This window comes from Kluyvera cryocrescens NBRC 102467 (genome assembly GCF_001571285.1).
In the GTDB taxonomy this organism is placed as follows: Bacteria; Pseudomonadota; Gammaproteobacteria; order Enterobacterales; family Enterobacteriaceae; genus Kluyvera; species Kluyvera cryocrescens.
On the sequence record NZ_BCTM01000009.1, the window covers coordinates 77,497 to 101,918 of the forward strand.

Here is a 24,422-nt window from a genome sequence, read left to right on the forward strand (position 1 = left end):
CAGGGAATCCGGTATGAAGCAGCAGGCGGGTATTGGCATTCTTTTGGCGCTCACAACGGCAATTTGCTGGGGAGCCTTACCGATTGCCATGAAGCAGGTTCTGGAAGTGATGGAACCGCCTACCATTGTGTTCTACCGCTTTTTGATGGCGAGCTGCGGCCTGGGCCTCATCTTGTCATGGAAGCGCAAACTTCCTCCACTACGGATTTTCCGCGACCCACGCTGGCTGGTGCTGTTGCTGATCGCCACCGGGGGCCTGTTTGGCAACTTCATTCTGTTTAGCTCATCGCTACAGTATGTCAGCCCAACGGCGTCGCAGGTGATTGGCCAACTCTCGCCTGTCGGCATGATGGTTGCTAGCGTCTTGATCCTCAAAGAGAAGATGCGCGGCACGCAGATAATCGGCGCGATCATGCTGATCTGTGGCCTGCTGATGTTTTTCAACACCAGCTTGATAGAAATTTTTACCCGTCTGACTGACTATACCTGGGGCGTTATCTTCGGGGTCGGGGCGGCGATGGTCTGGGTGAGCTATGGCGTCGCGCAAAAGGTGTTATTGCGGCGGATGGCCTCACAGCAGATCCTCTTTTTATTGTACACTTTATGTACGATTGCACTGCTGCCGTTAGCAAAGCCTGAGGTTATCGGGCAACTGAGCGACTGGCAGCTAGCCTGCCTGATCTTTTGTGGTCTGAACACATTGGTTGGTTATGGGGCGTTGGCGGAAGCCATGGCACGCTGGCAGGCGGCACAGGTAAGCGCATTAGTGACGCTTACTCCCTTGTTTACACTGTTATTTTCAGATCTTTTATCAATGGCCTGGCCCGATTTCTTCGCCCGACCGATGTTGAACCTTTTAGGTTACCTCGGTGCGTTTATCGTGGTTGCGGGCGCGATGTATTCCGCCATTGGTCATCGCCTTTGGGGGCGATGGCGTAAGCGTGAAGCGGTTGTGCCGTTGCCCCGCGCAGGCGAATGATTTACGGAGAGTAAAATGAAGTTTGTTGATGAAGCAACGATCCTGGTCGTAGCAGGTGATGGCGGTAATGGTTGCGTTAGCTTCCGCCGTGAAAAATATATTCCACGCGGTGGCCCGGATGGTGGCGACGGTGGCGATGGCGGCGACGTCTGGATGGAAGCCGACGAGAACCTGAACACGCTGATCGACTACCGTTTTGAAAAATCTTTCCGCGCAGAGCGCGGTCAGAACGGTGCGAGCCGCGACTGTACCGGTAAGCGCGGTAAAGACGTCACCATCAAGGTGCCGGTCGGTACCCGCGTTATCGATCAGGGCACTGGCGAAACCATGGGTGATATGACCAAACACGGTCAGCGTCTGATGGTGGCCAAGGGTGGCTGGCACGGCCTGGGTAACACTCGTTTTAAATCTTCCGTTAACCGTACTCCGCGTCAGAAGACGATGGGTACGCCGGGTGATAAACGCGATCTGCAACTGGAGCTGATGCTGTTGGCTGACGTAGGGATGCTGGGGATGCCGAATGCCGGTAAATCCACCTTCATTCGTTCCGTCTCTGCCGCGAAGCCAAAAGTTGCGGACTATCCGTTTACGACGCTGGTGCCAAGCCTTGGCGTGGTCCGTGTCGATAACGAGAAGAGCTTCGTGGTTGCTGATATTCCGGGTCTGATTGAAGGCGCATCTGAAGGCGCAGGCCTCGGTATCCGCTTCCTGAAGCACCTTGAGCGTTGCCGCGTACTGCTGCACATCATCGATATCGACCCTATTGACGGTTCCGATCCGGCCGAAAACGCGCGCATCATCATTGGTGAGCTGGAAAAATACAGCGAGAAGCTGGCCAGTAAGCCACGTTGGTTGGTGTTCAACAAAATCGACCTGATGGACAAAGCTGAAGCCGAAGCGAAAGCACAGGCGATTGCCGAGGCCATGGGTTGGGAAGGTAAACACTACCTGATCTCTGCGGCGAGCCAGATTGGCGTTAAAGACCTGTGCTGGGACGTGATGAACTTCATCATTGAAAACCCACTCGTGCAGGCTGAAGAAGCCAAGCAGCCAGAAAAAGTTGAATTCATGTGGGATGATTACCACCGTCAGCAGCTTGACGAAGTGGCTGCTGAAGCTGAAGAAGACGACGAAGACTGGGATGACGATTGGGACGAAGACGACGAAGAAGGCGTTGAGTTCATCTACAAACGTTAATCTCATCGCCGGATGGTGCTTGCGCTTATCCGGCCTACAAAATTCAACGGGCCGCATTTGCGGCCCGTTTTTTTATCTCTCTTCCCAGCGCCGCTACGCGGCAAAACGGCATCAGTTATTCTGATAAATATCTTTATACAACCGGCTTTCAAAGCGGACTAACGGAATGCGTCGGTTACGCTGATCGGCCGGCGAAACCGCATAGCCTGATAAGTACTGCACAAACGCCATTCTTTGCCCGCTGGCGGTAGTGATAAAACCAGCGAGGTTGTAGACGCCCTGCAGCGAGCCTGTTTTTGCGGATACTTTCCCGTCAACGCCCGCTTGATGAAGGCCCGCACGATACTGTAAAGACCCATCGTGTCCGGCAAGCGGTAACATGGAGATGAAATCCAGCTCATTATCATGCTGAGCGATGTATTGCAGCGCCTGCATCATAGTAGCGGGGGCAATCAGGTTATGTCGTGACAGCCCGGAACCGTCGGCAATAATGGTATTGCCTAAGTCTACGCCAGCCTGCTGACGCAGAATCTGACGTACTGCATCAGAACCCGCCCGCCAGGTACCCGGCACGCCGAAACGCGCATGGCCAATCATGCGGAACACGGTATCGGCAATCATGTTGTCCGATTTTTTTAGCATGATCTTCAGCAAATCGTGAAGCTGTGCGGACTGTTTGCTGGCAATGACCGTGCCCGGTTCGTTCACCTGCGTTTGGCGCAGCAGAGTGCCGGAATAGGTGATGCCCGCCTGCCTGAGTTCGTCTTTAATAATGGCGCCAGCGTAGCTGGCGCCATCCTGAATAGCGAACGCCAGCGGCAGTGGTTCAGCACGCTGCGGTAGGCAACCGGTCAGCGTAAAACGATTGAGATCGCCCGGCACCACGTCCAGTTCGCAGTACTGTGCGTCCGGGGAGCCTTTTGCCAGCGTACGTACCTGGCTGAACATGGTCACTGGATAGTACGAAGCAATGCGGATAAAGGCCATATCATTGGCTTTTTGCGCACTGTAGAGCGAAATGGAGAAGCAGTTACGGTCGATAATTGCCGCCGCCGGTGGGGCGCTGAAGCACTGCGTCATATCGTTCCACGGCCAGCCCGGCGCTTTATCATGGCTGGCAAATATGGAGGTATCGATGAGTATATTACCCTCGATTTTTTGCACGCCGGATTTTTTCAGCGTCGCCACCATATTGCGAATATCCTGACGTTTTAGCGTCGGATCGCCGCCAAATCGTGCAATAAGGTCGCCTTTCAGCGTACCGTCATCCACACTGCCTTTGGTCTCAAGCGTGGTGGTAAAGCGGAAGTCAGGGCCAAGCTGTAACAGCGCCGCTAGCGCGGTCAGCACCTTTTGGGTACTGGCCGGGAGCGCCATCTGCTGCCCGTGATAATCAATGAGCGGCGCCGGTGCGCCCACTTTCTGCACCAAAAGCGCGAGGTTGGCCCCGGCAGGAAGTTGATTGATGTATTCATCAACATTCGCGGCCTGAACGCTAAACGCTATACTGGTAGTCAATCCGATGATAAATCTGGAAAATCGCATAATCTCGCGCTAACAACCTGGAAACAAGCCGTCATACTACGGCGCAAAGCCCTGTAAAGTAAACGATGACCCGTAGTGAACTTCAGGGTAAAATACGTATCAAATTAAAAATTACTGCTGACCTGGGGCTTTGCACCCGGGTCGGTTTTCTTTTGCTTCTGGCCTGGCGTTAATAGCGATACAGGCGGGCTTAACAGCCGGGGCGGTGTCAACCGCTCCCTACAGGAATGTTTAAGAGGTATAACGATGCAAGCTATTCCGATGACCCTTCGTGGTGCAGAAAAACTGCGTGAAGAACTGGATTTTCTCAAGTCCGTACGTCGCCCGGAAATCATCGCGTCCATCGCTGAAGCACGCGAGCACGGGGACCTGAAAGAAAATGCTGAGTACCATGCTGCCCGTGAGCAGCAGGGCTTCTGCGAAGGTCGTATCAAGGATATCGAAGCGAAGCTGTCGAATGCGCAGGTTATCGATATCACCAAAATGCCAAATAACGGCCGCGTGATCTTTGGTGCTACCGTGAAGGTGTTGAACCTGGATAACGACGAAGAACAGACCTACCGTATCGTGGGTGATGACGAAGCTGACTTCAAACAGAATCTGATTTCTGTGAACTCCCCGATTGCTCGCGGTCTTATCGGTAAAGAGCAGGATGACGTTGTCGTTATCCGCACGCCGGGCGGCGAAGTAGAGTTTGAAATCGTCAAAGTGGATTATCTGTAAGATTTGTTCGACACTCAAAATGTTGATTGAGTGTAAAGATAAGAAAAAGGCCGCATAGCGGCCTTTTATCAAGCTTGAGAGCGTGGCATGTTGCTAGCCCTCGTGAAGAAAATCCCTCATTTAACACAATGTTGTGTCAGAAATTAGGATATTCTTAACGTGGCAACGAGATTTTGCGTTCTTTACCAGGGCGATAAAGCACCAGCATTTTACCGATGACCTGTACGTTACAGGCGCCGGTTTCGCGCACGATAGCGTCCACGATCAAGGTTTTGGTTTCGCGATCTTCCGAGGCGACTTTCACCTTGATAAGTTCATGGTGCTCTAACGCTTGTTCAATCTCGGCCAGTACCCCTTCGGTCAAACCATTATTGCCAAGCATAACTACTGGCTTGAGCGGATGTGCAAGACCTTTCAGGTGCTGTTTTTGTTTAGTACTCAGATTCATCGTATATTTTTGCTTACGTTGGGATTGAAAACGGGTCATTCTACCGCCATCTCCCTTATATCGCCAAATGATGCGTAGAAATTTACGCCATAGGCTACGATGAACTGTCCCGATGGGAAGGTTAAATGACAGGTAAAAAGCGTTCTGCCAGTTCCAGCCGCTGGCTTCAGGAACACTTTAGCGATAAATATGTTCAAGAGGCACAGAAAAAGGGGTTACGTTCCCGTGCCTGGTTTAAACTTGATGAAATACAGCAAAGTGACAAACTTTTTAAACCGGGGATGACGGTAGTTGACCTCGGTGCTGCCCCAGGAGGCTGGTCACAGTATGTGGTCACGCAGATTGGTGGCAAAGGCCGCATCATTGCTTGCGATCTTTTACCTATGGATCCAATCGTTGGTGTGGACTTCCTTCAGGGCGATTTTCGTGATGAACTCGTGATGAAGGCATTACTGGAACGAGTTGGTGACAGTAAAGTACAAGTTGTCATGTCAGATATGGCACCAAACATGAGCGGAACGCCGGCGGTTGACATCCCCCGGGCCATGTATCTGGTGGAACTGGCGCTTGAAATGGCTCGTGATGTGTTAGCGCCGGGCGGAAATTTTGTAGTGAAAGTGTTCCAGGGCGAAGGTTTCGATGAGTATCTAAGGGAAATTCGCTCCCTGTTTACGAAGGTCAAAGTTCGTAAGCCGGACTCTTCGCGTGCGCGTTCACGCGAAGTGTACATTGTAGCGACCGGGCGAAAACCATAACCGACGATTTCAGATGAAAGTTTGAAAGAAACCGGATATAGCGTATCCTGACGCTGTTTTTAACACAGTTGTAATAAGAGGTTAATCCCTTGAGTGACATGGCGAAAAACCTAATACTCTGGCTGGTCATTGCCGTCGTGCTGATGTCAGTATTCCAGAGCTTTGGGCCCAGCGAATCGAACAGCCACAAGGTGGATTATTCTACCTTCCTGCAAGAGGTCAATAACGATCAGGTTCGCGAAGCGCGTATCAACGGACGTGAGATCAACGTTACCAAGAAAGATAGTAACCGTTACACGACCTATATTCCGGTTAACGATCCGAAGCTGCTTGATAACCTGCTGACGAAAAACGTCAAAGTGGTTGGCGAACCGCCTGAAGAGCCGAGCCTGCTGGCTTCTATCTTCATCTCCTGGTTCCCAATGCTGCTGCTGATCGGTGTCTGGATCTTCTTCATGCGTCAGATGCAGGGCGGCGGTGGCAAAGGTGCCATGTCGTTCGGTAAGAGCAAGGCGCGTATGCTGACGGAAGATCAGATCAAAACCACCTTTGCTGACGTCGCGGGTTGTGACGAAGCGAAAGAAGAGGTGGCTGAACTGGTTGAATACCTGCGCGAACCGAGCCGCTTCCAGAAGCTGGGCGGTAAAATTCCGAAAGGCGTCCTGATGGTCGGCCCTCCGGGTACAGGTAAAACCCTGCTGGCGAAGGCCATTGCAGGTGAAGCGAAGGTTCCGTTCTTCACCATTTCCGGTTCTGACTTCGTGGAAATGTTCGTCGGTGTTGGTGCATCCCGTGTGCGTGACATGTTCGAACAGGCCAAGAAAGCGGCACCGTGCATCATCTTCATCGATGAAATCGACGCCGTAGGCCGCCAACGTGGCGCGGGTCTCGGCGGTGGTCACGATGAACGTGAGCAGACGCTGAACCAGATGCTGGTTGAGATGGATGGCTTTGAAGGTAACGAAGGTATTATCGTTATCGCGGCAACTAACCGCCCAGACGTACTTGACCCAGCGCTGCTGCGTCCAGGTCGTTTCGACCGTCAGGTCGTGGTTGGTCTGCCAGACGTTCGCGGCCGTGAACAGATTCTGAAAGTGCATATGCGTCGCGTACCGCTGTCCCCGGACATTGACGCGGCGATTATTGCCCGCGGTACGCCTGGTTTCTCCGGTGCCGATCTGGCGAACCTGGTAAACGAAGCCGCACTGTTTGCCGCTCGCGGTAACAAACGCGTCGTCTCGATGGTTGAATTCGAGAAAGCGAAAGACAAAATCATGATGGGTGCGGAACGTCGCTCCATGGTGATGACGGAAGCGCAGAAAGAATCGACCGCGTACCACGAAGCTGGCCACGCGATTATCGGTCGTCTGGTACCGGAACACGATCCGGTGCATAAAGTGACTATTATTCCGCGCGGCCGTGCGCTGGGTGTGACCTTCTTCCTGCCTGAAGGCGACGCGATTAGCGCCAGCCGTCAGAAACTGGAAAGCCAGATTTCAACCCTGTACGGCGGTCGTCTGGCGGAAGAGATTATTTATGGTGTAGAACATGTTTCTACCGGTGCGTCGAACGATATTAAAGTGGCGACTAACCTGGCACGTAACATGGTGACCCAATGGGGCTTCTCCGACAAACTCGGTCCGCTGCTGTATGCAGAGGAAGAGGGCGAAGTATTCCTGGGCCGTTCTGTCGCCAAAGCGAAGCATATGTCCGATGAAACGGCACGTATTATCGACCAGGAAGTGAAAGCGCTGATTGAACGTAACTACAATCGCGCACGTCAGCTTCTGAACGACAATATGGACATCCTGCACTCGATGAAAGATGCGCTCATGAAATATGAGACCATCGATGCGCCGCAGATTGATGATCTGATGGCTCGTCGCGATGTGCGTCCACCGGCCGGTTGGGAAGAACCAGGTTCTTCATCCAACAACTCTGGCAGCAACGGTACGCCGAGTGCACCACGTCCGGTTGATGAACCTCGTGCGCCGGACTCTGGCACCATGTCAGAGCAGTTGGGCGACAAGTAAGTTCTCCCTCGTGGATAACTGTGCTTCACCTAAAACCCTGGGGCTTGCCCCGGGGTTTTTTATACGCGTCATACGGCAACCTGAATGACTGTGCGTATTCATTCTGAAATCAATAACTCAAAGGACTCGCTATGAAACTCACCGCCCAGGGCTCCATCCTGGATCTCTCCCATCCACACGTTATGGGGATCCTCAACGTCACGCCGGACTCTTTCTCCGACGGCGGAACGCATAACACGCTGGTTGAGGCGGTGAAGCATGCCAATTTGATGATTAATGCTGGGGCTACGATCATTGATGTTGGCGGTGAGTCCACCCGGCCCGGAGCGCTGGATGTCAGCGTTGAGGAAGAGTTGGAGCGGGTTATTCCGGTGGTTGAAGCGATTGCTCAGCGCTTTGAGGTGTGGATTTCTGTTGATACCTCAAAACCTGAGGTGATCCGCGAATCCGCGCGCGTTGGGGCGCATATCATCAACGATATCCGTTCTCTGAGCGAGCCGGGTGCGCTGGAAGCGGCGGCCGAAACCGGCCTGCCGGTCTCGTTGATGCACATGCAGGGCGACCCGAAAACGATGCAGGACGCCCCGAAATATCAGGATGTCTTTGCCGAAGTGAACCAGTATTTTGTTGACCAAATCGCCCGCTGCGAACGGGCGGGAATCTCAAAAGATAAATTGTTGCTCGACCCGGGGTTCGGTTTCGGTAAAAATCTCTCTCATAACTATGCATTACTGGCACGCTTATCAGAATTCCATCATTTTGGACTACCGCTGTTTGTCGGTATGTCGCGCAAGTCGATGATTGGTCAACTGCTTAATGTAGGTCCGTCGGAACGTTTGAGCGGCAGCCTGGCGTGTGCGGTGATTGCAGCCATGCAGGGCGCGCATATTGTTCGCGTCCACGATGTAAAAGAAACTGTAGAAGCGATGCGTGTGGTTGAGGCCACCCTGTCTGCGAAGGGAAATAAACGTTATGAGTAATCGCAAATATTTTGGTACCGATGGGATCCGTGGCCGTGTAGGCGATGCGCCAATTACCCCTGATTTTGTTTTAAAGCTGGGTTGGGCGGCAGGCAAGGTGTTAGCAAGTCATGGCTCACGTAAGATCATCATCGGTAAAGATACCCGCATCTCCGGTTATATGCTGGAATCAGCGCTGGAAGCCGGCCTCGCGGCGGCAGGGTTGTCCGCTTCGTTTACCGGCCCAATGCCGACGCCAGCGGTTGCCTATCTGACGCGTACCTTCCGTGCGGAAGCCGGTATTGTCATCTCCGCATCGCATAACCCGTTCTATGATAACGGGATTAAATTCTTCTCCATCGACGGGACCAAGCTGCCGGATGAAGTCGAAGAAGCGATTGAAGCCGAAATGGAAAAAGAGATCACCTGCGTCGATTCTGCGGAGCTTGGGAAAGCCAGCCGTATCGTTGATGCCGCGGGTCGCTATATCGAGTTCTGTAAAGGCACCTTCCCGAACGAACTGAATCTGAACGAACTGAAAATTGTCGTCGACTGTGCGAACGGCGCCACTTACCACATTGCGCCGAACGTTTTGCGCGAACTGGGCGCGAACGTTATCGCGATTGGCTGCGAGCCTAACGGCGTCAATATTAACGAAGAGGTCGGCGCCACCGACGTACGCGCGCTGCAGGCCCGTGTACTGGCTGAAAAAGCGGATCTGGGGATCGCGCTGGACGGCGACGGCGACCGCGTGATCATGGTTGACCACGAAGGTAACAAAGTCGATGGCGACCAGATCATGTATATCATTGCGCGCGAGGCGCTGCGCCAGGGGCAGCTACGCGGCGGTGCCGTCGGTACGCTGATGAGTAACATGGGCCTGGAAGTTGCGCTGAAGCAGCTAGGCATTCCCTTCACCCGCGCGAAAGTGGGTGACCGCTATGTGCTGGAAAAAATGCAGGAGAAGGGCTGGCGTATCGGTGCGGAAAACTCAGGCCATGTGATCCTGCTGGATAAAACCACCACCGGTGACGGTATTGTCGCCGGCCTTCAGGTTGTAGCGGCGATGGTGCGTAACCATATGAGTCTGCACGATCTGTGCAGCGGGATGAAAATGTTCCCGCAGGTGTTGGTCAACATTCGTTACACCGACGGAAAATCTAATCCGCTGGAAGCTGATACCGTGAAAGCAGCAACGGCGGAAGTCGAAGCGGCTCTCGGTAATCGCGGTCGCGTGCTGCTGCGTAAGTCCGGCACAGAACCGCTGATCCGCGTGATGGTGGAAGGGGAAGATGAAGCTCAGGTTAACGCCTTCGCCCATCGCATTGCTGATGCGGTTAAAGCCGTTTAAAAGAACGCTAAGTGATTAAAAAGGCGGCGCTTGCCGCCTGTTAATGAATAATTCTATGCACTTTTGCTGTTTTTTTCCGCAGTTGATACAATGTGTGGAAATTGCCCTTGCGAAGGTCATTCGCTTTGGTTAGTATTCACACCCGCTTCAGTGGGAAACATAAGCATCCCACTTTATTGGTAGAAGCACTTGGTACGCGGTGACCCCGCAAGGAACAGGTTGATTATGTACGAAGCTCTTTTAGTTGTTTTCCTTATTGTAGCGATTGGCCTTGTGGTCCTCGTTATGCTGCAGCAAGGTAAAGGCGCTGATATGGGAGCCTCCTTTGGAGCAGGCGCTTCCGGCACGCTGTTTGGTTCTAGTGGTTCTGGTAACTTCATGACCCGCATGACCGCCGTGTTTGCGACGCTGTTCTTCATTATCAGTCTGGTTCTGGGCAACATCAACAGTAACAAGACCAATAAAGGAAGCGAGTGGGATAACCTGACTGCACCGGCTAAATCCGAGCAGACTCAGCCAGCTGCACCGGCACAGCCGACCAGCGATATCCCGCACTAATAGTAGTATCTGTGCTGAGGTGGTGGAATTGGTAGACACGCTACCTTGAGGTGGTAGTGCCCTAACGGGCTTGTGGGTTCGAGTCCCATCCTCAGTACCAATATTCCGAAAAAAAGACGCTGAAAAGCGTCTTTTTTTTCGTCTGTACATTTTATGTTTCTACCATCAGGCGCTGCCTTTCCTGACCGGGCTATAGGGCATTAATCAGCCTTCGGGAAATCAACCACCGTGTCATTCACCCGGTTTACCATGTTAGTGAACAGGATGGCGCTGATCGCACTGATGATCTCAATCACCTGCCGATCGTCGAACCCCGCGTTTTGCAGAGCGGTGACGTCGGCCTGTGGCAGCGTTCCGGTCGTGGTGACCACGGTTTTAGCGAATTTCGCCAGCGCATCAAGATGAGCATCTTCCGCATACTCGGCATGGCGCAATTCACGAATTTGCTCGCGACTAAAACCCACCTTTTTCGCCATCATGCTGTGCGCGGCGAGGCAGTAGTCGCAACCGGTGGCCTCACTGACCGACAAGTTGATGGTTTCCAGCTCTTTGGCGCTGAGGCTGCCTTTTTGCAGCATCGCATTGTGCGCCAGCGCCTGCTGCAGTGCGGCAGGTGAGTGTCCTCCGATGGTCAGGTAGGCGTTGGGTACTTTCCCTACCGCTTTTTTAATGCCTGCAAAAATTTCAGCGGCTTTACCTGTCGCATCTTGTTCACGAATGTCAGCTAAACGGCTCATGGTGTACTCCTGTCATCTAAGGGGATGTTGTGTCAACGCAGACATCTTAGTTCCCTGCCTCATGATAGACTGCCGGTCTGCGTCTCATCTTTTTGTCTTATCGTCTCAGGAGACATATGGATAGTCTGAGTCATCTATTAACTCTGCTAGCACCTCGCTGTGAGGTGAATCTGCACTGCCGTTTTGGTGGGCGCTGGCAGGTGGGCCATGATCAAATGCGCGCAGGAATCGTGCCGTGGCATTTTGTATTGCGCGGTGAAGGTCGGCTCACCGTTGGCAATCAGACCCGAGATATGCGTGCAGGGGATGTGATCTTATTGCCACACGGTTCGCCGCATCTGATGGAAAGTCTGGTCGAATGGGGGCAGGTGCTGCCCGTTGCCCACCGCTTTAACGGGACGTTGACCGAAATGCGCACCGCAGCGCAGGACGATGCGCTGGAGATGCTGTGCGGTGAGTTCTATTTTGGCCCACATGTGAGCTGGCTGTTTGCCGACGAGGCGGAGTTGGTTCATCTGCACACCGATGAGCGTGCCGAGTGTCCGGAGCTGGAAATCTTGCTTAACGTGCTGGTGCGCGAAAGTATTACCGAGCGTCCTGGCGGCGCGGCGATTGTGCGCAGCCTCGGGGACACGCTGCTGGTACTGCTGTTGCGTACGTTACTGGGGATGAAGGCGCCGCCTGCTGGCCTATTGCGTTTGATGAGCGATGATCGGCTGATGCCCGCCGTTCTGGCGGTGATGTCGACGCCGGAACAGCCCTGGACGATGGAGAGTATGGCGGCACGCGCCTTTTTATCACGCGCTACGTTTGCCCGACACTTTGCGCGCGTTTATCACCTGACGCCGCAGGCCTGGCTTTCTCAATTGCGTATGGCGATGGGGGCCAGACTGTTACAGCAAGACCGACAGGCCCGGTTGGATACCATTGCTGAGCGCTGTGGATTCCAGTCTCAAGCTTCATTTTCAAAGGCCTTTAAAAAACATTATGGTCAAACGCCTGGTGAATGGCGGCGAAAATAACCTTTCGCGCGGCGTGTGGGAGACTCCAAACGTCAAAAAGGCCGCATATGCGGCCTTTTTCTATAGCGCGGGAAGCGCTATTTGGATTTGTTTTCCAGGTTTTCTACCTGCGGTACGCCGGTTGTGGAAGACGCCGACAGCAGCCCCGTTTTTGCATAGCCGAACAATTTCTCACGGGTATCGGTGATATCCAGGTTACGCATGGTCAACTGGCCGATACGATCTTCCGCGGTGAACATAGAGTCGCCTTTTTCCATGGTCAGGCGTTCAGCCTGATAAGTCAGGTTCTCAGAAACGGTATTCATAATCGAATAGTCGTTGCCGCGACGCAGTTCCAGCGTCACTTCACCGGTAATCTGGCTGGCAACCCAACGCTGCAGGCTATCACGCAGCATCAGCGCCTGGGAATCGAACCAACGGCCTTGATACAGCAGACGACCCAACTGACGGCCATGCGCATGATACTGCTCGATGGTATCTTCGTTGTGGATACCGGTCAGCAGACGCTCGTAAGCGATATGCAGCAGCGCCATCCCCGGGGCTTCGTAGATGCCACGGCTTTTTGCTTCGATAATACGGTTTTCGATCTGATCGCTCATGCCCAGACCGTGACGGCCACCAATACGGTTGGCTTCCAGCATCATCTCAACATCGTCAGTGAAGGTTTTGCCGTTCAGCGCTACCGGATGACCCTGTTCAAAACGAACGGTGACTTCTTCCGCCGGAATTTTGACGCTCTCATCCCAGAATTTTACGCCCATAATGGGGTTAACGATTTTCAGGCTGGAGTTCAGGAACTCGAGGTCCTTCGCTTCGTGTGTCGCGCCCAGCATGTTGGAGTCGGTTGAGTAGGCTTTCTCAACGGACATTTTGTAGTCAAAACCGCAGGCGATCATGAATTCGGACATTTCATGGCGTCCACCCAACTCTTCGATGAAGTCAGTATCCAGCCACGGTTTGTAAATCTGCAGTTCGGCGTTCGTCAGCAGGCCATAACGGTAGAAACGTTCGATATCGTTTCCTTTATAGGTGCTACCGTCACCCCAAATGTTGACGCCATCTTCTTTCATGGCGGCAACCAGCATGGTACCGGTCACGGCACGGCCCAGTGGGGTGGTATTAAAGTAGGTCAGCCCACCGGTGGTATTATGGAATGCGCCACACTGAATGGCGGCGATACCTTCAGCAACCAGCTGCTTACGGCAGTCGATCAGGCGAGCGTTCTCTGCGCCATATTCCATAGCGCGACGAGGGATAGCATCATAATCATCTTCGTCTGGCTGGCCCAGGTTTGCAGTATATGCATAAGGGACAGCGCCTTTTTTTCGCATCCACAGCAGCGCTGCGCTGGTGTCAAGACCGCCGGAGAAGGCGATACCAATACGTTGACCTGCTGGAAGATGCTTGAGAATCGTCGTCATAAAGTAAAACCCTGCTTAAGTGACTGAAGGTGGAATCGCCTTCCGCTGTCAGTGAATTTTTATGCAAAATAAATGAGTTTTAATTTAATCATCTTTTGCTGGAGACTGGAAGTGGTTCATGCATTTTTATTCAAAAAAACCGTACTGCCAGCGAGAGTCGCAAGGGGTACAATATCGCGACTGCATGCGCATTTCTTCTGCATAGAATGTGAGGTTGACAAGCTGTGATCGACATCACTATACTGTAGGTCGATTTTACGTCCCGTCCTCGGTACCAAATCCCAGCATTATTTGCATTTTTTACTCAAAACGCGTAAAATTTGCCACGTTTCAGGCGCGGGGTGGAGCAGCCTGGTAGCTCGTCGGGCTCATAACCCGAAGGTCGTCGGTTCAAATCCGGCCCCCGCAACCACTTTCCCTTAGTGTTCTTTTTCAAATATACTGTGAAGACTTAGGCCTTCGTAGCTGGATTTGAAAAAAATTCTATTCGGAAGGTTCTCCAGGCCGCAGTTGCGGCTATAGGGTTCAGTTATCTAAAGCCCCGATTTATCGGGGTTTTTTGTTATCTGACTACAGAATAACTGGGCTTTAGGCCCTTTTTTTATGTCTTGGGGGTGGGTTTGTCCACATTAGAGCAAAAATTAACAGAGATGATTACAGCGCCGGTTGAAGCCCTGGGCTACGAACTGGTCGGCATCGAATTTATTCGTGGTCGCACATCGACACTGCGCATCTATATTGATAGTGAAGATGGCATCAATGTTGATGATTGTGCTGATGTCAGCCACCAGGTCAGTGCGGTGATGGACGTTGAAGATCCGATCACCGTAGCCTACAACCTGGAAGTTTCTTCTCCGGGCCTCGATCGTCCTATGTTCACCGCGGAACATTACACGCGTTTCATGGGTGAAGAGGTAACGCTGGTCCTGCGTATGGCGGTACAGAACCGTCGTAAATGGCAGGGCGTTATCAAAGCGGTGGATGGTGAAATGATCACTGTCACAGTCGAAGGTAAAGATGAAGTGTTCGCGCTGAGTAATATCCAGAAGGCGAACCTGGTTCCCCACTTTTAACAGTCTGGATTGAGGTGAAAAGCCCGCGATGAACAAAGAAATTTTGGCTGTTGTTGAAGCCGTCTCCAACGAAAAATCACTGCCACGCGAGAAAATTTTTGAAGCGCTGGAAAGTGCGCTGGCTACAGCAACCAAGAAAAAATACGAACAAGAAATTGACGTTCGTGTAGAGATCGACCGTCGTAGCGGTGATTTCGACACGTTCCGCCGCTGGGTTATTGTCGAAGAAGTTACCCAGCCAACCAAAGAGATCACCCTGGAAGCAGCGCGTTATGAAGACGAAAGTCTGAACGTGGGTGAGTACGTTGAAGACCAGATCGAATCTGTGACGTTTGACCGTATCACCACTCAGACGGCTAAACAGGTTATCGTACAGAAAGTACGTGAAGCTGAACGCGCGATGGTTGTCGATCAGTTCCGCGAACACGAAGGTGAGATCGTCACCGGCGTGGTGAAGAAAGTAAACCGCGACAACATCTCTTTGGATCTCGGCAACAACGCTGAAGCCGTTATCCAACGTGAAGATATGCTGCCACGTGAAAACTTCCGCCCAGGTGACCGTATTCGTGGCGTTCTCTATTCCGTACGTCCGGAAGCGCGCGGCGCTCAGCTGTTCGTCACCCGTTCTAAACCAGAAATGCTGGTTGAACTGTTCCGTATCGAAGTGCCGGAAATTGGCGAAGAAGTTATCGAAATCAAAGCTGCCGCTCGCGATCCAGGTTCTCGTGCGAAAATTGCCGTTAAAACTAACGACAAACGTATCGACCCGGTTGGTGCTTGCGTTGGTATGCGTGGCGCACGCGTTCAGGCGGTTTCTACCGAACTGGGCGGCGAGCGTATTGATATCGTCCTGTGGGATGATAACCCGGCGCAGTTCGTCATCAATGCGATGGCACCGGCTGATGTTGCATCCATCGTGGTTGATGAAGACAAGCACACCATGGATATCGCCGTTGAAGCCGGTAACCTGGCACAGGCGATTGGTCGTAACGGCCAGAACGTCCGTCTGGCCTCACAGCTGAGCGGCTGGGAACTCAACGTGATGACCGTTGATGACCTGCAGGCTAAGCATCAGGCTGAAGCGCATGCAGCCATTGATACCTTCACCAAATATCTCGATATTGATGAAGATTTCGCAACGGTACTGGTTGAAGAAGGCTTTGCAACGCTCGAAGAGTTGGCTTACGTGCCGATGAAAGAGCTGCTGGCTATCGACGGCCTGGATGAAGCCACCGTTGAAGCACTGCGCGAGCGTGCTAAAAACGCACTGACCACTCTGGCACTGGCCCAGGAAGAGAGCCTCGGTGATAATAAACCGGCTGACGATCTGCTGAATCTGGAAGGATTGGATCGTGAGATGGCCTTCAAACTGGCTGCCCGTGGTGTTTGTACGCTGGAAGATCTCGCCGAACAGGGCATTGATGATCTGGCTGATATCGAAGGGTTATCCGACGAAAAAGCCGGTGAGCTGATTATGGCTGCCCGTAATATTTGCTGGTTCGGTGACGAAGCGTAATAAACTGTAGCAGGAAGGAACAGTATGACAGATGTAACCGTAAAATCGCTGGCTGCAGAGATACAGACCTCCGTGGATCGCCTGGTACAGCAATTTGCTGATGCTGGTATCCCGAAGTCTGCTGACGACTCTGTGTCCGCGCAAGAGAAGCAAACCTTACTGGCGCATTTGAACCGTGAAAACGGTTCTGCCCCGGATAAGTTGACTTTGCAGCGCAAAACGCGCAGTACTCTCAACATTCCTGGTACCGGTGGAAAAAGTAAATCGGTACAAATCGAAGTCCGCAAGACACGCACCTTTGTGAAACGCGATCCGCAAGAGGCTGAACGCCTTGCCGCGGAAGAGCAGGCGCAGCGTGAAGCGGAAGAGCAAGCCCGTCGTGAGGCAGAAGAAACGGCCAAACGCGAGGCGCAACATAAAGCTGAACGCGAGGCCGCAGAACAAGCTAAACGTGAAGCCGCTGATAAAGCGAAACGTGAAGCTGCGGAAAAAGACAAAGTGAGCAATCAACAGACCGACGATATGACAAAAACCGCCCAGGCCGATAAAGCCCGCCGTGAAAATGAAGCAGCTGAGCTGAAGCGTAAAGCGGAAGAAGAAGCACGTCGCAAGCTTGAAGAAGAAGCGCGCCGCGTAGCGGAAGAAGCTCGCCGTATGGCAGAAGAAAACGAGAAAAATGGTGTGAATAACGCTGAACCGACCGAAGACACCAGCGATTATCACGTGACCACTTCTCAGCATGCTCGCCAGGCTGAAGACGAAAACGATCGTGAAGTTGAAGGCGGCCGTGGCCGTACTCGCAGCGCGAAAGCGGCTCGTCCAGCGAAAAAAGGCAACAAGCACGCTGAGTCTAAAGCCGATCGTGAAGAAGCGCGTGCAGCGGTTCGTGGCGGTAAAGGCGGCAAACAGCGTAAAGGTTCCTCCCTGCAGCAGGGCTTCCAGAAGCCAGCTCAGGCAGTTAACCGTGACGTTGTGATTGGCGAAACCATCACCGTTGGCGATTTAGCGAACAAGATGGCGGTCAAAGGTTCTCAGGTCATCAAAGCGATGATGAAACTGGGCGCAATGGCGACCATCAACCAGGTCATCGACCAGGAAACCGCACAGCTGGTTGCCGAAGAGATGGGCCACAAAGTTATCCTGCGTCGTGAAAACGAGCTGGAAGAAGCGGTAATGAGCGACCGTGACACTGGCGCACAGGCTGAGCCACGTGCACCGGTTGTGACCATCATGGGTCACGTTGACCACGGTAAAACCTCTCTGCTGGACTACATTCGTTCAACGAAAGTGGCCTCTGGTGAAGCGGGCGGCATTACCCAGCACATCGGTGCATATCACGTTGAAACTGAAAACGGGATGATCACCTTCCTGGATACCCCGGGGCACGCCGCGTTTACCTCTATGCGTGCTCGTGGTGCGCAGGCAACGGATATCGTTGTACTGGTTGTTGCAGCAGATGACGGCGTGATGCCGCAGACCATCGAAGCTATCCAGCACGCGAAAGCGGCGCAGGTGCCTTTGGTTGTTGCTGTGAACAAAATCGATAAGCCAGAAGCCGATATGGACCGCGTGAAGAACGAACTGTCCCAGTACGGCGTTATGCCGGAAGAGTGGGGCGGCGAATCTCAGTTCATCCCAGTTTCTGCGAAAGCAGGTACCGGTATTGATGATCTGCTGAACGCTATCCTGCTGCAGGCTGAAGTTCTGGAACTGAAAGCTATCCGTAACGGTATGGCGAGCGGTGCAGTTATCGAATCCTTCCTGGACAAAGGTCGTGGCCCAGTGGCTACCGTCCTGGTTCGCGAAGGTACCCTGCATAAGGGCGATATCGTTCTGTGTGGCTTCGAATATGGCCGCGTTCGTGCAATGCGTAACGAACTGGGTCAGGAAGTTCTGGAAGCGGGTCCATCCATCCCGGTTGAAATCCTGGGCCTGTCCGGTGTGCCGGCTGCCGGTGACGAAGTGACCGTGGTGCGTGACGAGAAGAAAGCGCGTGAAGTTGCACTGTATCGTCAGGGCAAATTCCGTGAAGTTAAACTGGCTCGTCAGCAGAAATCTAAACTCGAGAACATGTTTGCTAACATGACCGAAGGCGAAGTTCACGAAGTGAATATCGTTCTGAAGGCCGACGTTCAGGGTTCTGTGGAAGCGATCTCCGATTCCTTGCTGAAACTGTCTACTGAAGAAGTTAAAGTGAAGATCATCGGTTCTGGCGTAGGTGGTATCACCGAAACCGACGCGACCCTGGCCGCAGCATCCAACGCTATCCTGGTTGGCTTCAACGTTCGTGCGGATGCTTCTGCGCGTAAAGTGATTGAATCCGAAAGCCTGGATCTGCGCTACTACTCCGTCATCTATAACCTGATTGACGAAGTGAAAGCAGCAATGAGCGGTATGCTGTCTCCTGAGCTGAAACAGCAGATCATTGGTCTGGCTGAAGTACGTGACGTGTTCAAATCACCGAAATTCGGTGCGATCGCGGGCTGTATGGTTACCGAAGGTACCATCAAGCGTCACAACCCAATCCGCGTTCTGCGCGACAACGTGGTTATCTATGAAGGCGAGCTGGAATCCCTGCGCCGCTTCAAAGATGACGTTAACGAAGTCCGTAACGGTATGGAATGTGGTATCGGCGTTAAGAACTACAACGACGTTCGCGTTGGCGATATGATCGAAGTGTTCGAAATCATCGAGATCCAACGTACCATCGCATAATCTTCGCTGTCTTTAGGGCTGCTGAATTGTCGCCCAAAGTCCTGAGAAGATGATGTTGCGTAGGCCGGGTAAGCGAAGCGCCACCCGGCAATTATTTCAAAAGGGGCTGATAGCCCCTTTTTTGTCTGGAGAATTTATTATGGCGAAAGAATTTGGTCGCCCACAGCGCGTGGCTCAGGAGATGCAAAAAGAGATTGCTCTCATCCTGCAGCGTGAAATTAAAGACCCACGTCTGGGCATGATGACGACCGTATCCGGTGTTGAAATGTCCCGCGATCTGGCCTATGCCAAAGTGTTTGTGACTTTCCTGAACGACAAAGACGAAGCTGCGGTGAAAGCTGGCATCAAAGCGTTGCAGGAAGCTTCCGGCTTCATCCGCTCGCTGCTGGGTAAAGCCATGCGCTTGCGCATCGTGCCAGAACTGACCTTCTTCTACGACAACTCGTTGGTTGAAGGGATGCGCATGTCGAACCTGGTCAGCAACGTGGTGAAACATGACGACGAACGTCGTGTGAACCCGGACGACAGCAAGGAGGACTGATGAGTCGTCCTCGTCGTCGCGGCCGTGATATTCACGGCGTATTATTGCTGGACAAGCCGCAGGGCGCCTCCAGCAATGATGTCCTGCAGAAGGTTAAGCGTATTTATAATGCCAATCGCGCCGGCCATACCGGCGCGTTGGATCCGCTGGCAACCGGTATGCTGCCGATTTGCCTCGGCGAAGCCACCAAGTTTTCCCAATATCTTTTGGACTCCGACAAACGCTATCGGGTGATTGCGCGCCTAGGGCAGCGCACCGATACCTCGGATGCCGACGGGCAGATTGTGGAAGAACGTCCGGTGAACTTCAGTGATGCCCAGTTGGCTGACGCGCTTGAGAGTTTCCGTGGTGACACCCAACAGGTGCCATCCATGTACTCCGCGCTGAAGTATCAGGGTAAAAAGCTGTATGAGTATGCCCGCCAGGGGATTGATGTTCCGCGCGAAGCACGCCCGATTACCGTTTACGAACTGCTGTTTATTCGTCACGAAGGTAACGAGCTGGAGCTGGAAATTCACTGTTCGAAAGGCACCTATATTCGTACCATCATTGACGATCTGGGTGAAAAGCTTGGCTGCGGCGCGCACGTGATTTTCCTGCGCCGTCTGGCAGTCAGCAAATATCCGGTCGACCGCATGGTCACGCTGGAGCAACTGCACGAACTGGTTGAACAGGCCCATCGGCAGGGGATCCCCGCAGCAGATCTACTCGATCCGCTTTTAATGCCGATGGACAGTCCAGCTTCGGATTACCCGATCGTTAATCTTCCCCTGACTTCGTCGGTTTACTTTAAAAATGGTAATCCGGTACGGACGAGCGGCGCGCCGCTAGACGGGCTGGTTCGCGTCACCGAAGGCGATGAAGGGAAATTCCTTGGCATGGGGGAAATTGATGATGAAGGTCGCGTGGCCCCACGCCGTCTGGTCGTCGAATACCCCGAGTCAGCTTGACTCTGTGGCTTGCGATAACAGAGCGCTGCGGGTAGAATATCGCGGCTTAACGTCCGTGTAATTGTTTAACAATTGACGAGCGTTATATCAGGGGCTGCTGAATTAGAGATCGGCACCCTTTCTTTCTTTTAAATTTGGAGTTCAAAATGTCTCTAAGCGTTGAAGCTAAAGCACAAATCGTTTCTGAGTTCGGTCGTGGCGCAAACGACAGCGGTTCTACCGAAGTACAGGTTGCACTGCTGACTGCACAGATCAACCACCTGCAGGGTCACTTTGCAGAGCACAAAAAAGATCACCACAGCCGTCGTGGTCTGCTGCGCATGGTTTCTCAGCGTCGTAAACTGCTCGACTACCTGAAACGTAAAGATGTTGCACGCTACACCGCGCTGATCGAGCGTCTGGGTCTGCGTCGCTAACTCTAGCGAGTTTCAGAAAGAGGGGCCTTTATGGCCCCTTTTTTCCACCAGATGACAGCAATTTTGAGAACACGTACCTGTAAAAAATCGGCCTGATGTTCAGGTAAAACCATCTCATTGAGACAAAATTGAGCTGGAATTACCAACACAGCAGTATTTTGAAAGATAACAGGTATAATGTATTGTTGTTGTGCATATTCTTCATTGCAGAGGTTCGCGCGGCTAATGAGAGGCTTTACCCAGACCGGGTTAGGGTTGTCATTAGTCGCGAGGATGCAAAGAAGATCGGTTTCATTGGCAGGCGCACCACAGGGTGTTCCGCCGCATAATTAAGAAAGGATAGAATTTTGCTTAATCCGATCGTTCGTAAGTTCCAGTACGGCCAACACACCGTGACGCTGGAAACCGGCATGATGGCGCGTCAGGCGACCGCTGCCGTTATGGTTAGCATGGATGACACCGCGGTATTCGTGACCGTTGTCGGCCAGAAAAAAGCGAAACCAGGCCAGGACTTCTTCCCGCTGACCGTTAACTATCAGGAGCGTACTTACGCTGCTGGCCGTATCCCAGGCAGCTTCTTCCGTCGTGAAGGCCGTCCAAGCGAAGGCGAAACCCTGATCGCGCGTCTGATTGACCGCCCGGTTCGTCCGCTGTTCCCGGAAGGCTTCGTGAACGAAGTTCAGGTTATCGCGACCGTTGTTTCCGTTAACCCACAGATCAACCCAGATATCGTTGCCATGATCGGTGCATCCGCTGCGCTGTCTCTGTCCGGTATTCCTTTCAACGGCCCAATCGGTGCTGCACGCGTAGGTTATATCAATGACCAGTACGTGCTGAACCCGACTCAGGACGAACTGAAAGAAAGCAAACTGAACCTGGTGGTTGCCGGTACCGAAGGTGCCGTGCTGATGGTTGAATCCGAAGCAGAACTGCTGAGCGAAGACCAGATGCTGGGTGCTGTCGTGTTTGGTCACGACCAGCAGCAGGTTGTTATCAAAGAAATCAACGAACTGGTGAAAGAAGCCGGTAAACCACGTTGGGACTGGCAGCCAGAAGCCGTCAACGAAGCGCTGAACGCGCGCGTTGCTGCGCTGGCAGAAGCGCGCCTGAGCGACGCTTACCGCATCACTGACAAACAAGAGCGCTATGCTCAGGTTGACGTGATTAAGTCTGAAACCATCGCCACGCTGGTTGCAGAAGATGAATCCCTGGACGCGAACGAACTGGGTGAAATCCTGCACGCTATCGAGAAAAACGTTGTTCGTAGCCGCGTACTGGCAGGCGAGCCGCGTATCGATGGCCGCGAAAAAGACATGATCCGTGGTCTGGACGTGCGTACTGGCGTACTGCCGCGTACCCATGGTTCCGCACTGTTCACCCGTGGCGAAACTCAGGCGCTGGTTACCGCGACCCTGGGCACCACCCGTGATGCACAGAACCTCGACGAACTGATGGGCGAGCGTACTGACAACTTCCTGTTCCACTACAACTTCCCTCCATACTGCGTCGGCGAAACCGGCATGGTAGGTTCTCCGAAGCGTCGTGAAATCGGTCACGGTCGTCTGGCAAAACGCGGCGTGCTGGCAGTGATGCCAGATCTGGAAAAATTCCCGTACACCGTTCGTGTGGTTTCTGAAATCACCGAATCTAACGGTTCTTCTTCCATGGCTTCCGTGTGTGGTGCTTCCCTGGCGCTGATGGACGCAGGCGTGCCGATCAAAGCGGCCGTTGCGGGTATCGCGATGGGTCTGGTGAAAGAAGGCGACAACTACGTTGTTCTGTCTGACATCCTGGGCGACGAAGACCACCTGGGCGATATGGACTTCAAAGTGGCGGGTTCCCGCGACGGTATCTCTGCGCTGCAGATGGATATCAAAATTGAAGGTATCACCAAAGAGATCATGCAGGTTGCTCTGAACCAGGCTAAAGGTGCACGTCTGCACATCCTGGGCGTGATGGAACAGGCGATTAACGCGCCGCGCGGCGACATTTCTCAGTTCGCACCGCGTATCCACACCATTAAGATCAGCCCAGACAAGATCAAAGACGTTATCGGTAAAGGCGGTTCTGTTATCCGTGCGCTGACCGAAGAGACCGGCACCACCATCGAAATCGAAGATGACGGTACCGTGAAAATCGCAGCAACCGACGGTGAAAAAGCGAAATACGCGATTCGCCGTATCGAAGAGATCACTGCAGAAATCGAAGTTGGCCGTATCTATAACGGTAAAGTGACCCGTATCGTTGACTTTGGCGCGTTCGTTGCCATCGGTGGCGGTAAGGAAGGTCTGGTTCACATCTCTCAGATCGCTGACAAACGCGTTGAGAAAGTGACCGACTATCTGCAGATGAATCAGGAAGTACCGGTTAAAGTCCTGGAAGTTGACCGTCAGGGCCGCGTACGTCTGAGCATCAAAGAAGCAACCGAGCAGTCCTCTGCCGCGCCGGAAGCTCCGGTAGCAGAACAAGGCGAGTAAGGTTTGCCTTTTGCCCTCCGCGCTTGCGGAGGGCACATTTAGCTGGCAGGATGCCTTGTTTGCAGGCGGGGGACAGGACGTTCATCCAATTGTTGTCTTCGGGAGTGGGAAATGAAGCCTTTTTTGCGCTGGTGTTTCGTTGCGACAGCACTCACGCTGGCAGGATGCAGCAACTCTGCCTGGCGTAAGAGTGAAGTCCTCGCGGTGCCATTGCAACCGACTTTACAGCAGGAAGTAATCCTGGCACGCATGGAACAAATACTTGCCAGTCGGGCTTTAACCGATGACGAACGCGCACAGCTTTTATATGAGCGCGGAGTGTTGTATGATAGTCTTGGTTTGAGAGCACTAGCGCGTAACGATTTTTCGCAAGCGCTGGCTATCCGACCTGATATGCCTGAAGTATTCAATTACTTAGGCATTTATTTAACGCAGGCAGGCAATTTTGATGCTGCCTATGAAGCGTTTGATTCTGTACTTGAGCTTGATCCAACTTACAATTATGCGCACTTGAACCGCGGCATCGCGCTTTATTACGGTGGCCGTGCGAAGTTAGCGCAAGATGATCTGCTGGCGTTTTATCAAGACGATCCCAATGATCCTTTCCGCAGCCTGTGGCTATATCTCGCTGAGCAGAAGCTCGATGAGAAGCAGGCCAAAGTCGCGTTGAAGCAACGCTTCGACAAATCGGATAAAGAGCAATGGGGATGGAACATTGTCGAGTTCTACCTGGGCAACATTGACGAAAAAACGTTAATGGAACGCCTGAAGGCGGACGCAACGGATAACACCTCGCTCGCTGAGCATCTCAGTGAAACCAACTTCTATTTAGGTAAGTACTACCTAAGTCTGGGGGACAAGGACAGCGCTGCGGCACTGTTCAAACTGGCGGTTGCCAACAACGTACACAACTACGTTGAGCACCGATACGCATTGTTGGAATTAGCGCTCTTGGGCCAGGAGCAAGACGACCTGGCAGAATCGGACCAGCAATAGCTGACGTACA

21 protein-coding genes and 2 tRNA genes are annotated in these 24,422 nt (G+C 52.9%); 19 read left to right on the forward strand and 4 right to left on the reverse strand.

The features are described from left to right. Positions 1-13: 13 nt before the first annotated feature. Entirely contained in the window at positions 14-979 is a 966-nt protein-coding gene (locus tag KCR01S_RS07360; protein WP_061281650.1) for a DMT family transporter, read from the forward strand. A 15-nt stretch (positions 980-994) separates the two neighbouring features. After that, the gene (gene cgtA / locus KCR01S_RS07365) at positions 995-2,176 is read left to right on the forward strand and encodes an Obg family GTPase CgtA (protein ID WP_061281652.1); all 1,182 of its coding nucleotides are present in this window, start codon (positions 995-997) and stop codon (positions 2,174-2,176) included. 111 nt (positions 2,177-2,287) lie between these two features. On the opposite strand, the gene dacB is transcribed toward cgtA, so the two are convergent. Then, positions 2,288-3,721 (reverse strand): serine-type D-Ala-D-Ala carboxypeptidase, encoded by a 1,434-nt coding sequence (gene dacB / locus KCR01S_RS07370; protein WP_061281655.1) that lies wholly within the window; start codon positions 3,719-3,721, stop codon positions 2,288-2,290. A gap of 246 nt (positions 3,722-3,967) precedes the next feature. On the opposite strand from dacB, the gene greA reads away from it, so the two are divergent. Then, positions 3,968-4,444, forward strand: coding sequence for a transcription elongation factor GreA (gene greA / locus KCR01S_RS07375; RefSeq protein WP_061281658.1), 477 nt, complete (start codon positions 3,968-3,970; stop codon positions 4,442-4,444). 154 nt (positions 4,445-4,598) lie between these two features. On the opposite strand, the gene yhbY is transcribed toward greA, so the two are convergent. Beyond that, positions 4,599-4,892 carry a ribosome assembly RNA-binding protein YhbY gene (gene yhbY, locus KCR01S_RS07380; RefSeq protein WP_035891263.1) on the reverse strand — a complete coding sequence of 98 codons (294 nt, stop codon included), beginning with the start codon at positions 4,890-4,892 and terminating at the stop codon, positions 4,599-4,601. Positions 4,893-5,017: 125 nt separating this feature from the next. Here yhbY and rlmE point away from each other — a divergent pair, with 125 nt between their 5' ends. From rlmE to KCR01S_RS07410, 6 genes are all read left to right on the forward strand, one after another. Beyond that, on the forward strand, positions 5,018-5,647 hold the full coding sequence (gene rlmE / locus KCR01S_RS07385) for a 23S rRNA (uridine(2552)-2'-O)-methyltransferase RlmE (protein ID WP_061281660.1): 630 nt from the start codon (positions 5,018-5,020) through the stop codon (positions 5,645-5,647). Positions 5,648-5,745: 98 nt separating this feature from the next. Further along, the gene (gene ftsH, locus KCR01S_RS07390) at positions 5,746-7,680 is read left to right on the forward strand and encodes an ATP-dependent zinc metalloprotease FtsH (RefSeq protein ID WP_061281661.1); all 1,935 of its coding nucleotides are present in this window, start codon (positions 5,746-5,748) and stop codon (positions 7,678-7,680) included. Between the two features lie 131 nt (positions 7,681-7,811). Then, positions 7,812-8,660 (forward strand): dihydropteroate synthase, encoded by an 849-nt coding sequence (gene folP / locus KCR01S_RS07395; RefSeq protein ID WP_061281663.1) that lies wholly within the window; start codon positions 7,812-7,814, stop codon positions 8,658-8,660. Continuing rightward, positions 8,653-9,990 (forward strand): phosphoglucosamine mutase, encoded by a 1,338-nt coding sequence (gene glmM / locus KCR01S_RS07400; protein ID WP_061281665.1) that lies wholly within the window; start codon positions 8,653-8,655, stop codon positions 9,988-9,990. The genes folP and glmM overlap by 8 nt, the downstream gene beginning before the upstream one ends. A gap of 225 nt (positions 9,991-10,215) precedes the next feature. After that, on the forward strand, positions 10,216-10,548 hold the full coding sequence (gene secG / locus KCR01S_RS07405; RefSeq protein ID WP_061281668.1) for a preprotein translocase subunit SecG: 333 nt from the start codon (positions 10,216-10,218) through the stop codon (positions 10,546-10,548). 13 nt (positions 10,549-10,561) lie between these two features. Further along, a tRNA-Leu gene (locus KCR01S_RS07410) sits at positions 10,562-10,648 on the forward strand. A 100-nt stretch (positions 10,649-10,748) separates the two neighbouring features. Here KCR01S_RS07410 and KCR01S_RS07415 read toward each other — a convergent pair. After that, positions 10,749-11,285 (reverse strand): carboxymuconolactone decarboxylase family protein, encoded by a 537-nt coding sequence (locus KCR01S_RS07415; protein ID WP_061281671.1) that lies wholly within the window; start codon positions 11,283-11,285, stop codon positions 10,749-10,751. 116 nt (positions 11,286-11,401) lie between these two features. Between KCR01S_RS07415 and KCR01S_RS07420 the strand changes: the two genes are divergently transcribed. After that, positions 11,402-12,307, forward strand: coding sequence for an AraC family transcriptional regulator (locus tag KCR01S_RS07420; protein ID WP_061281674.1), 906 nt, complete (start codon positions 11,402-11,404; stop codon positions 12,305-12,307). A 77-nt stretch (positions 12,308-12,384) separates the two neighbouring features. Here KCR01S_RS07420 and argG read toward each other — a convergent pair whose 3' ends face one another. Next, complete coding sequence (argG, locus tag KCR01S_RS07425; protein WP_061281675.1) at positions 12,385-13,728, reverse strand: argininosuccinate synthase; 1,344 nt, start codon at positions 13,726-13,728, stop codon at positions 12,385-12,387. A 335-nt stretch (positions 13,729-14,063) separates the two neighbouring features. Here argG and KCR01S_RS07430 point away from each other — a divergent pair. From KCR01S_RS07430 to nlpI, 9 genes are all read left to right on the forward strand, one after another. Further along, a tRNA-Met gene (locus KCR01S_RS07430) sits at positions 14,064-14,140 on the forward strand. Positions 14,141-14,348: 208 nt separating this feature from the next. After that, positions 14,349-14,801 (forward strand): ribosome maturation factor RimP, encoded by a 453-nt coding sequence (gene rimP / locus KCR01S_RS07435; RefSeq protein WP_061281677.1) that lies wholly within the window; start codon positions 14,349-14,351, stop codon positions 14,799-14,801. Positions 14,802-14,829: 28 nt separating this feature from the next. After that, complete coding sequence (nusA, locus tag KCR01S_RS07440) at positions 14,830-16,317, forward strand: transcription termination factor NusA (RefSeq protein WP_061281679.1); 1,488 nt, start codon at positions 14,830-14,832, stop codon at positions 16,315-16,317. A gap of 24 nt (positions 16,318-16,341) precedes the next feature. Then, positions 16,342-19,032, forward strand: a complete 2,691-nt coding sequence (gene infB, locus KCR01S_RS07445) for a translation initiation factor IF-2 (protein WP_061281681.1) — start codon at positions 16,342-16,344, stop codon at positions 19,030-19,032. Between the two features lie 139 nt (positions 19,033-19,171). Continuing rightward, complete coding sequence (gene rbfA / locus KCR01S_RS07450) at positions 19,172-19,573, forward strand: 30S ribosome-binding factor RbfA (protein WP_052283653.1); 402 nt, start codon at positions 19,172-19,174, stop codon at positions 19,571-19,573. Further along, positions 19,573-20,523: a tRNA pseudouridine(55) synthase TruB gene (gene truB, locus KCR01S_RS07455; RefSeq protein ID WP_061281683.1), complete on the forward strand. Its 951-nt coding sequence runs from the start codon at positions 19,573-19,575 to the stop codon at positions 20,521-20,523. The genes rbfA and truB overlap by 1 nt, the downstream gene beginning before the upstream one ends. A 146-nt stretch (positions 20,524-20,669) precedes the next feature. Continuing rightward, positions 20,670-20,939: a 30S ribosomal protein S15 gene (rpsO, locus tag KCR01S_RS07460; RefSeq protein WP_035891092.1), complete on the forward strand. Its 270-nt coding sequence runs from the start codon at positions 20,670-20,672 to the stop codon at positions 20,937-20,939. A 347-nt stretch (positions 20,940-21,286) separates the two neighbouring features. Next, a complete protein-coding gene (gene pnp, locus KCR01S_RS07465; RefSeq protein WP_052283655.1) occupies positions 21,287-23,416 on the forward strand; it encodes a polyribonucleotide nucleotidyltransferase in 2,130 nt (709 codons plus the stop codon). A 111-nt stretch (positions 23,417-23,527) separates the two neighbouring features. Beyond that, entirely contained in the window at positions 23,528-24,412 is an 885-nt protein-coding gene (gene nlpI / locus KCR01S_RS07470) for a lipoprotein NlpI (protein ID WP_052283656.1), read from the forward strand. Positions 24,413-24,422: the final 10 nt, after the last annotated feature.

What these genes read in the sequence shown, in the direction of transcription:
- KCR01S_RS07360 (WP_061281650.1), top strand. Translation starts at nt 14, where the DNA reads ATGAAGCAGCAGGCGGGTATTGGCATTCTTTTGGCGCTCACAACGGCA.
- cgtA (WP_061281652.1), top strand. Translation starts at nt 995, where the DNA reads ATGAAGTTTGTTGATGAAGCAACGATCCTGGTCGTAGCAGGTGATGGC.
- dacB (WP_061281655.1), bottom strand. Translation starts at nt 3,721, where the DNA reads ATGCGATTTTCCAGATTTATCATCGGATTGACTACCAGTATAGCGTTT.
- greA (WP_061281658.1), top strand. Translation starts at nt 3,968, where the DNA reads ATGCAAGCTATTCCGATGACCCTTCGTGGTGCAGAAAAACTGCGTGAA.
- yhbY (WP_035891263.1), bottom strand. Translation starts at nt 4,892, where the DNA reads ATGAATCTGAGTACTAAACAAAAACAGCACCTGAAAGGTCTTGCACAT.
- rlmE (WP_061281660.1), top strand. Translation starts at nt 5,018, where the DNA reads ATGACAGGTAAAAAGCGTTCTGCCAGTTCCAGCCGCTGGCTTCAGGAA.
- ftsH (WP_061281661.1), top strand. Translation starts at nt 5,746, where the DNA reads ATGGCGAAAAACCTAATACTCTGGCTGGTCATTGCCGTCGTGCTGATG.
- folP (WP_061281663.1), top strand. Translation starts at nt 7,812, where the DNA reads ATGAAACTCACCGCCCAGGGCTCCATCCTGGATCTCTCCCATCCACAC.
- glmM (WP_061281665.1), top strand. Translation starts at nt 8,653, where the DNA reads ATGAGTAATCGCAAATATTTTGGTACCGATGGGATCCGTGGCCGTGTA.
- secG (WP_061281668.1), top strand. Translation starts at nt 10,216, where the DNA reads ATGTACGAAGCTCTTTTAGTTGTTTTCCTTATTGTAGCGATTGGCCTT.
- KCR01S_RS07415 (WP_061281671.1), bottom strand. Translation starts at nt 11,285, where the DNA reads ATGAGCCGTTTAGCTGACATTCGTGAACAAGATGCGACAGGTAAAGCC.
- KCR01S_RS07420 (WP_061281674.1), top strand. Translation starts at nt 11,402, where the DNA reads ATGGATAGTCTGAGTCATCTATTAACTCTGCTAGCACCTCGCTGTGAG.
- argG (WP_061281675.1), bottom strand. Translation starts at nt 13,728, where the DNA reads ATGACGACGATTCTCAAGCATCTTCCAGCAGGTCAACGTATTGGTATC.
- nusA (WP_061281679.1), top strand. Translation starts at nt 14,830, where the DNA reads ATGAACAAAGAAATTTTGGCTGTTGTTGAAGCCGTCTCCAACGAAAAA.
- infB (WP_061281681.1), top strand. Translation starts at nt 16,342, where the DNA reads ATGACAGATGTAACCGTAAAATCGCTGGCTGCAGAGATACAGACCTCC.
- rbfA (WP_052283653.1), top strand. Translation starts at nt 19,172, where the DNA reads ATGGCGAAAGAATTTGGTCGCCCACAGCGCGTGGCTCAGGAGATGCAA.
- truB (WP_061281683.1), top strand. Translation starts at nt 19,573, where the DNA reads ATGAGTCGTCCTCGTCGTCGCGGCCGTGATATTCACGGCGTATTATTG.
- rpsO (WP_035891092.1), top strand. Translation starts at nt 20,670, where the DNA reads ATGTCTCTAAGCGTTGAAGCTAAAGCACAAATCGTTTCTGAGTTCGGT.
- nlpI (WP_052283656.1), top strand. Translation starts at nt 23,528, where the DNA reads ATGAAGCCTTTTTTGCGCTGGTGTTTCGTTGCGACAGCACTCACGCTG.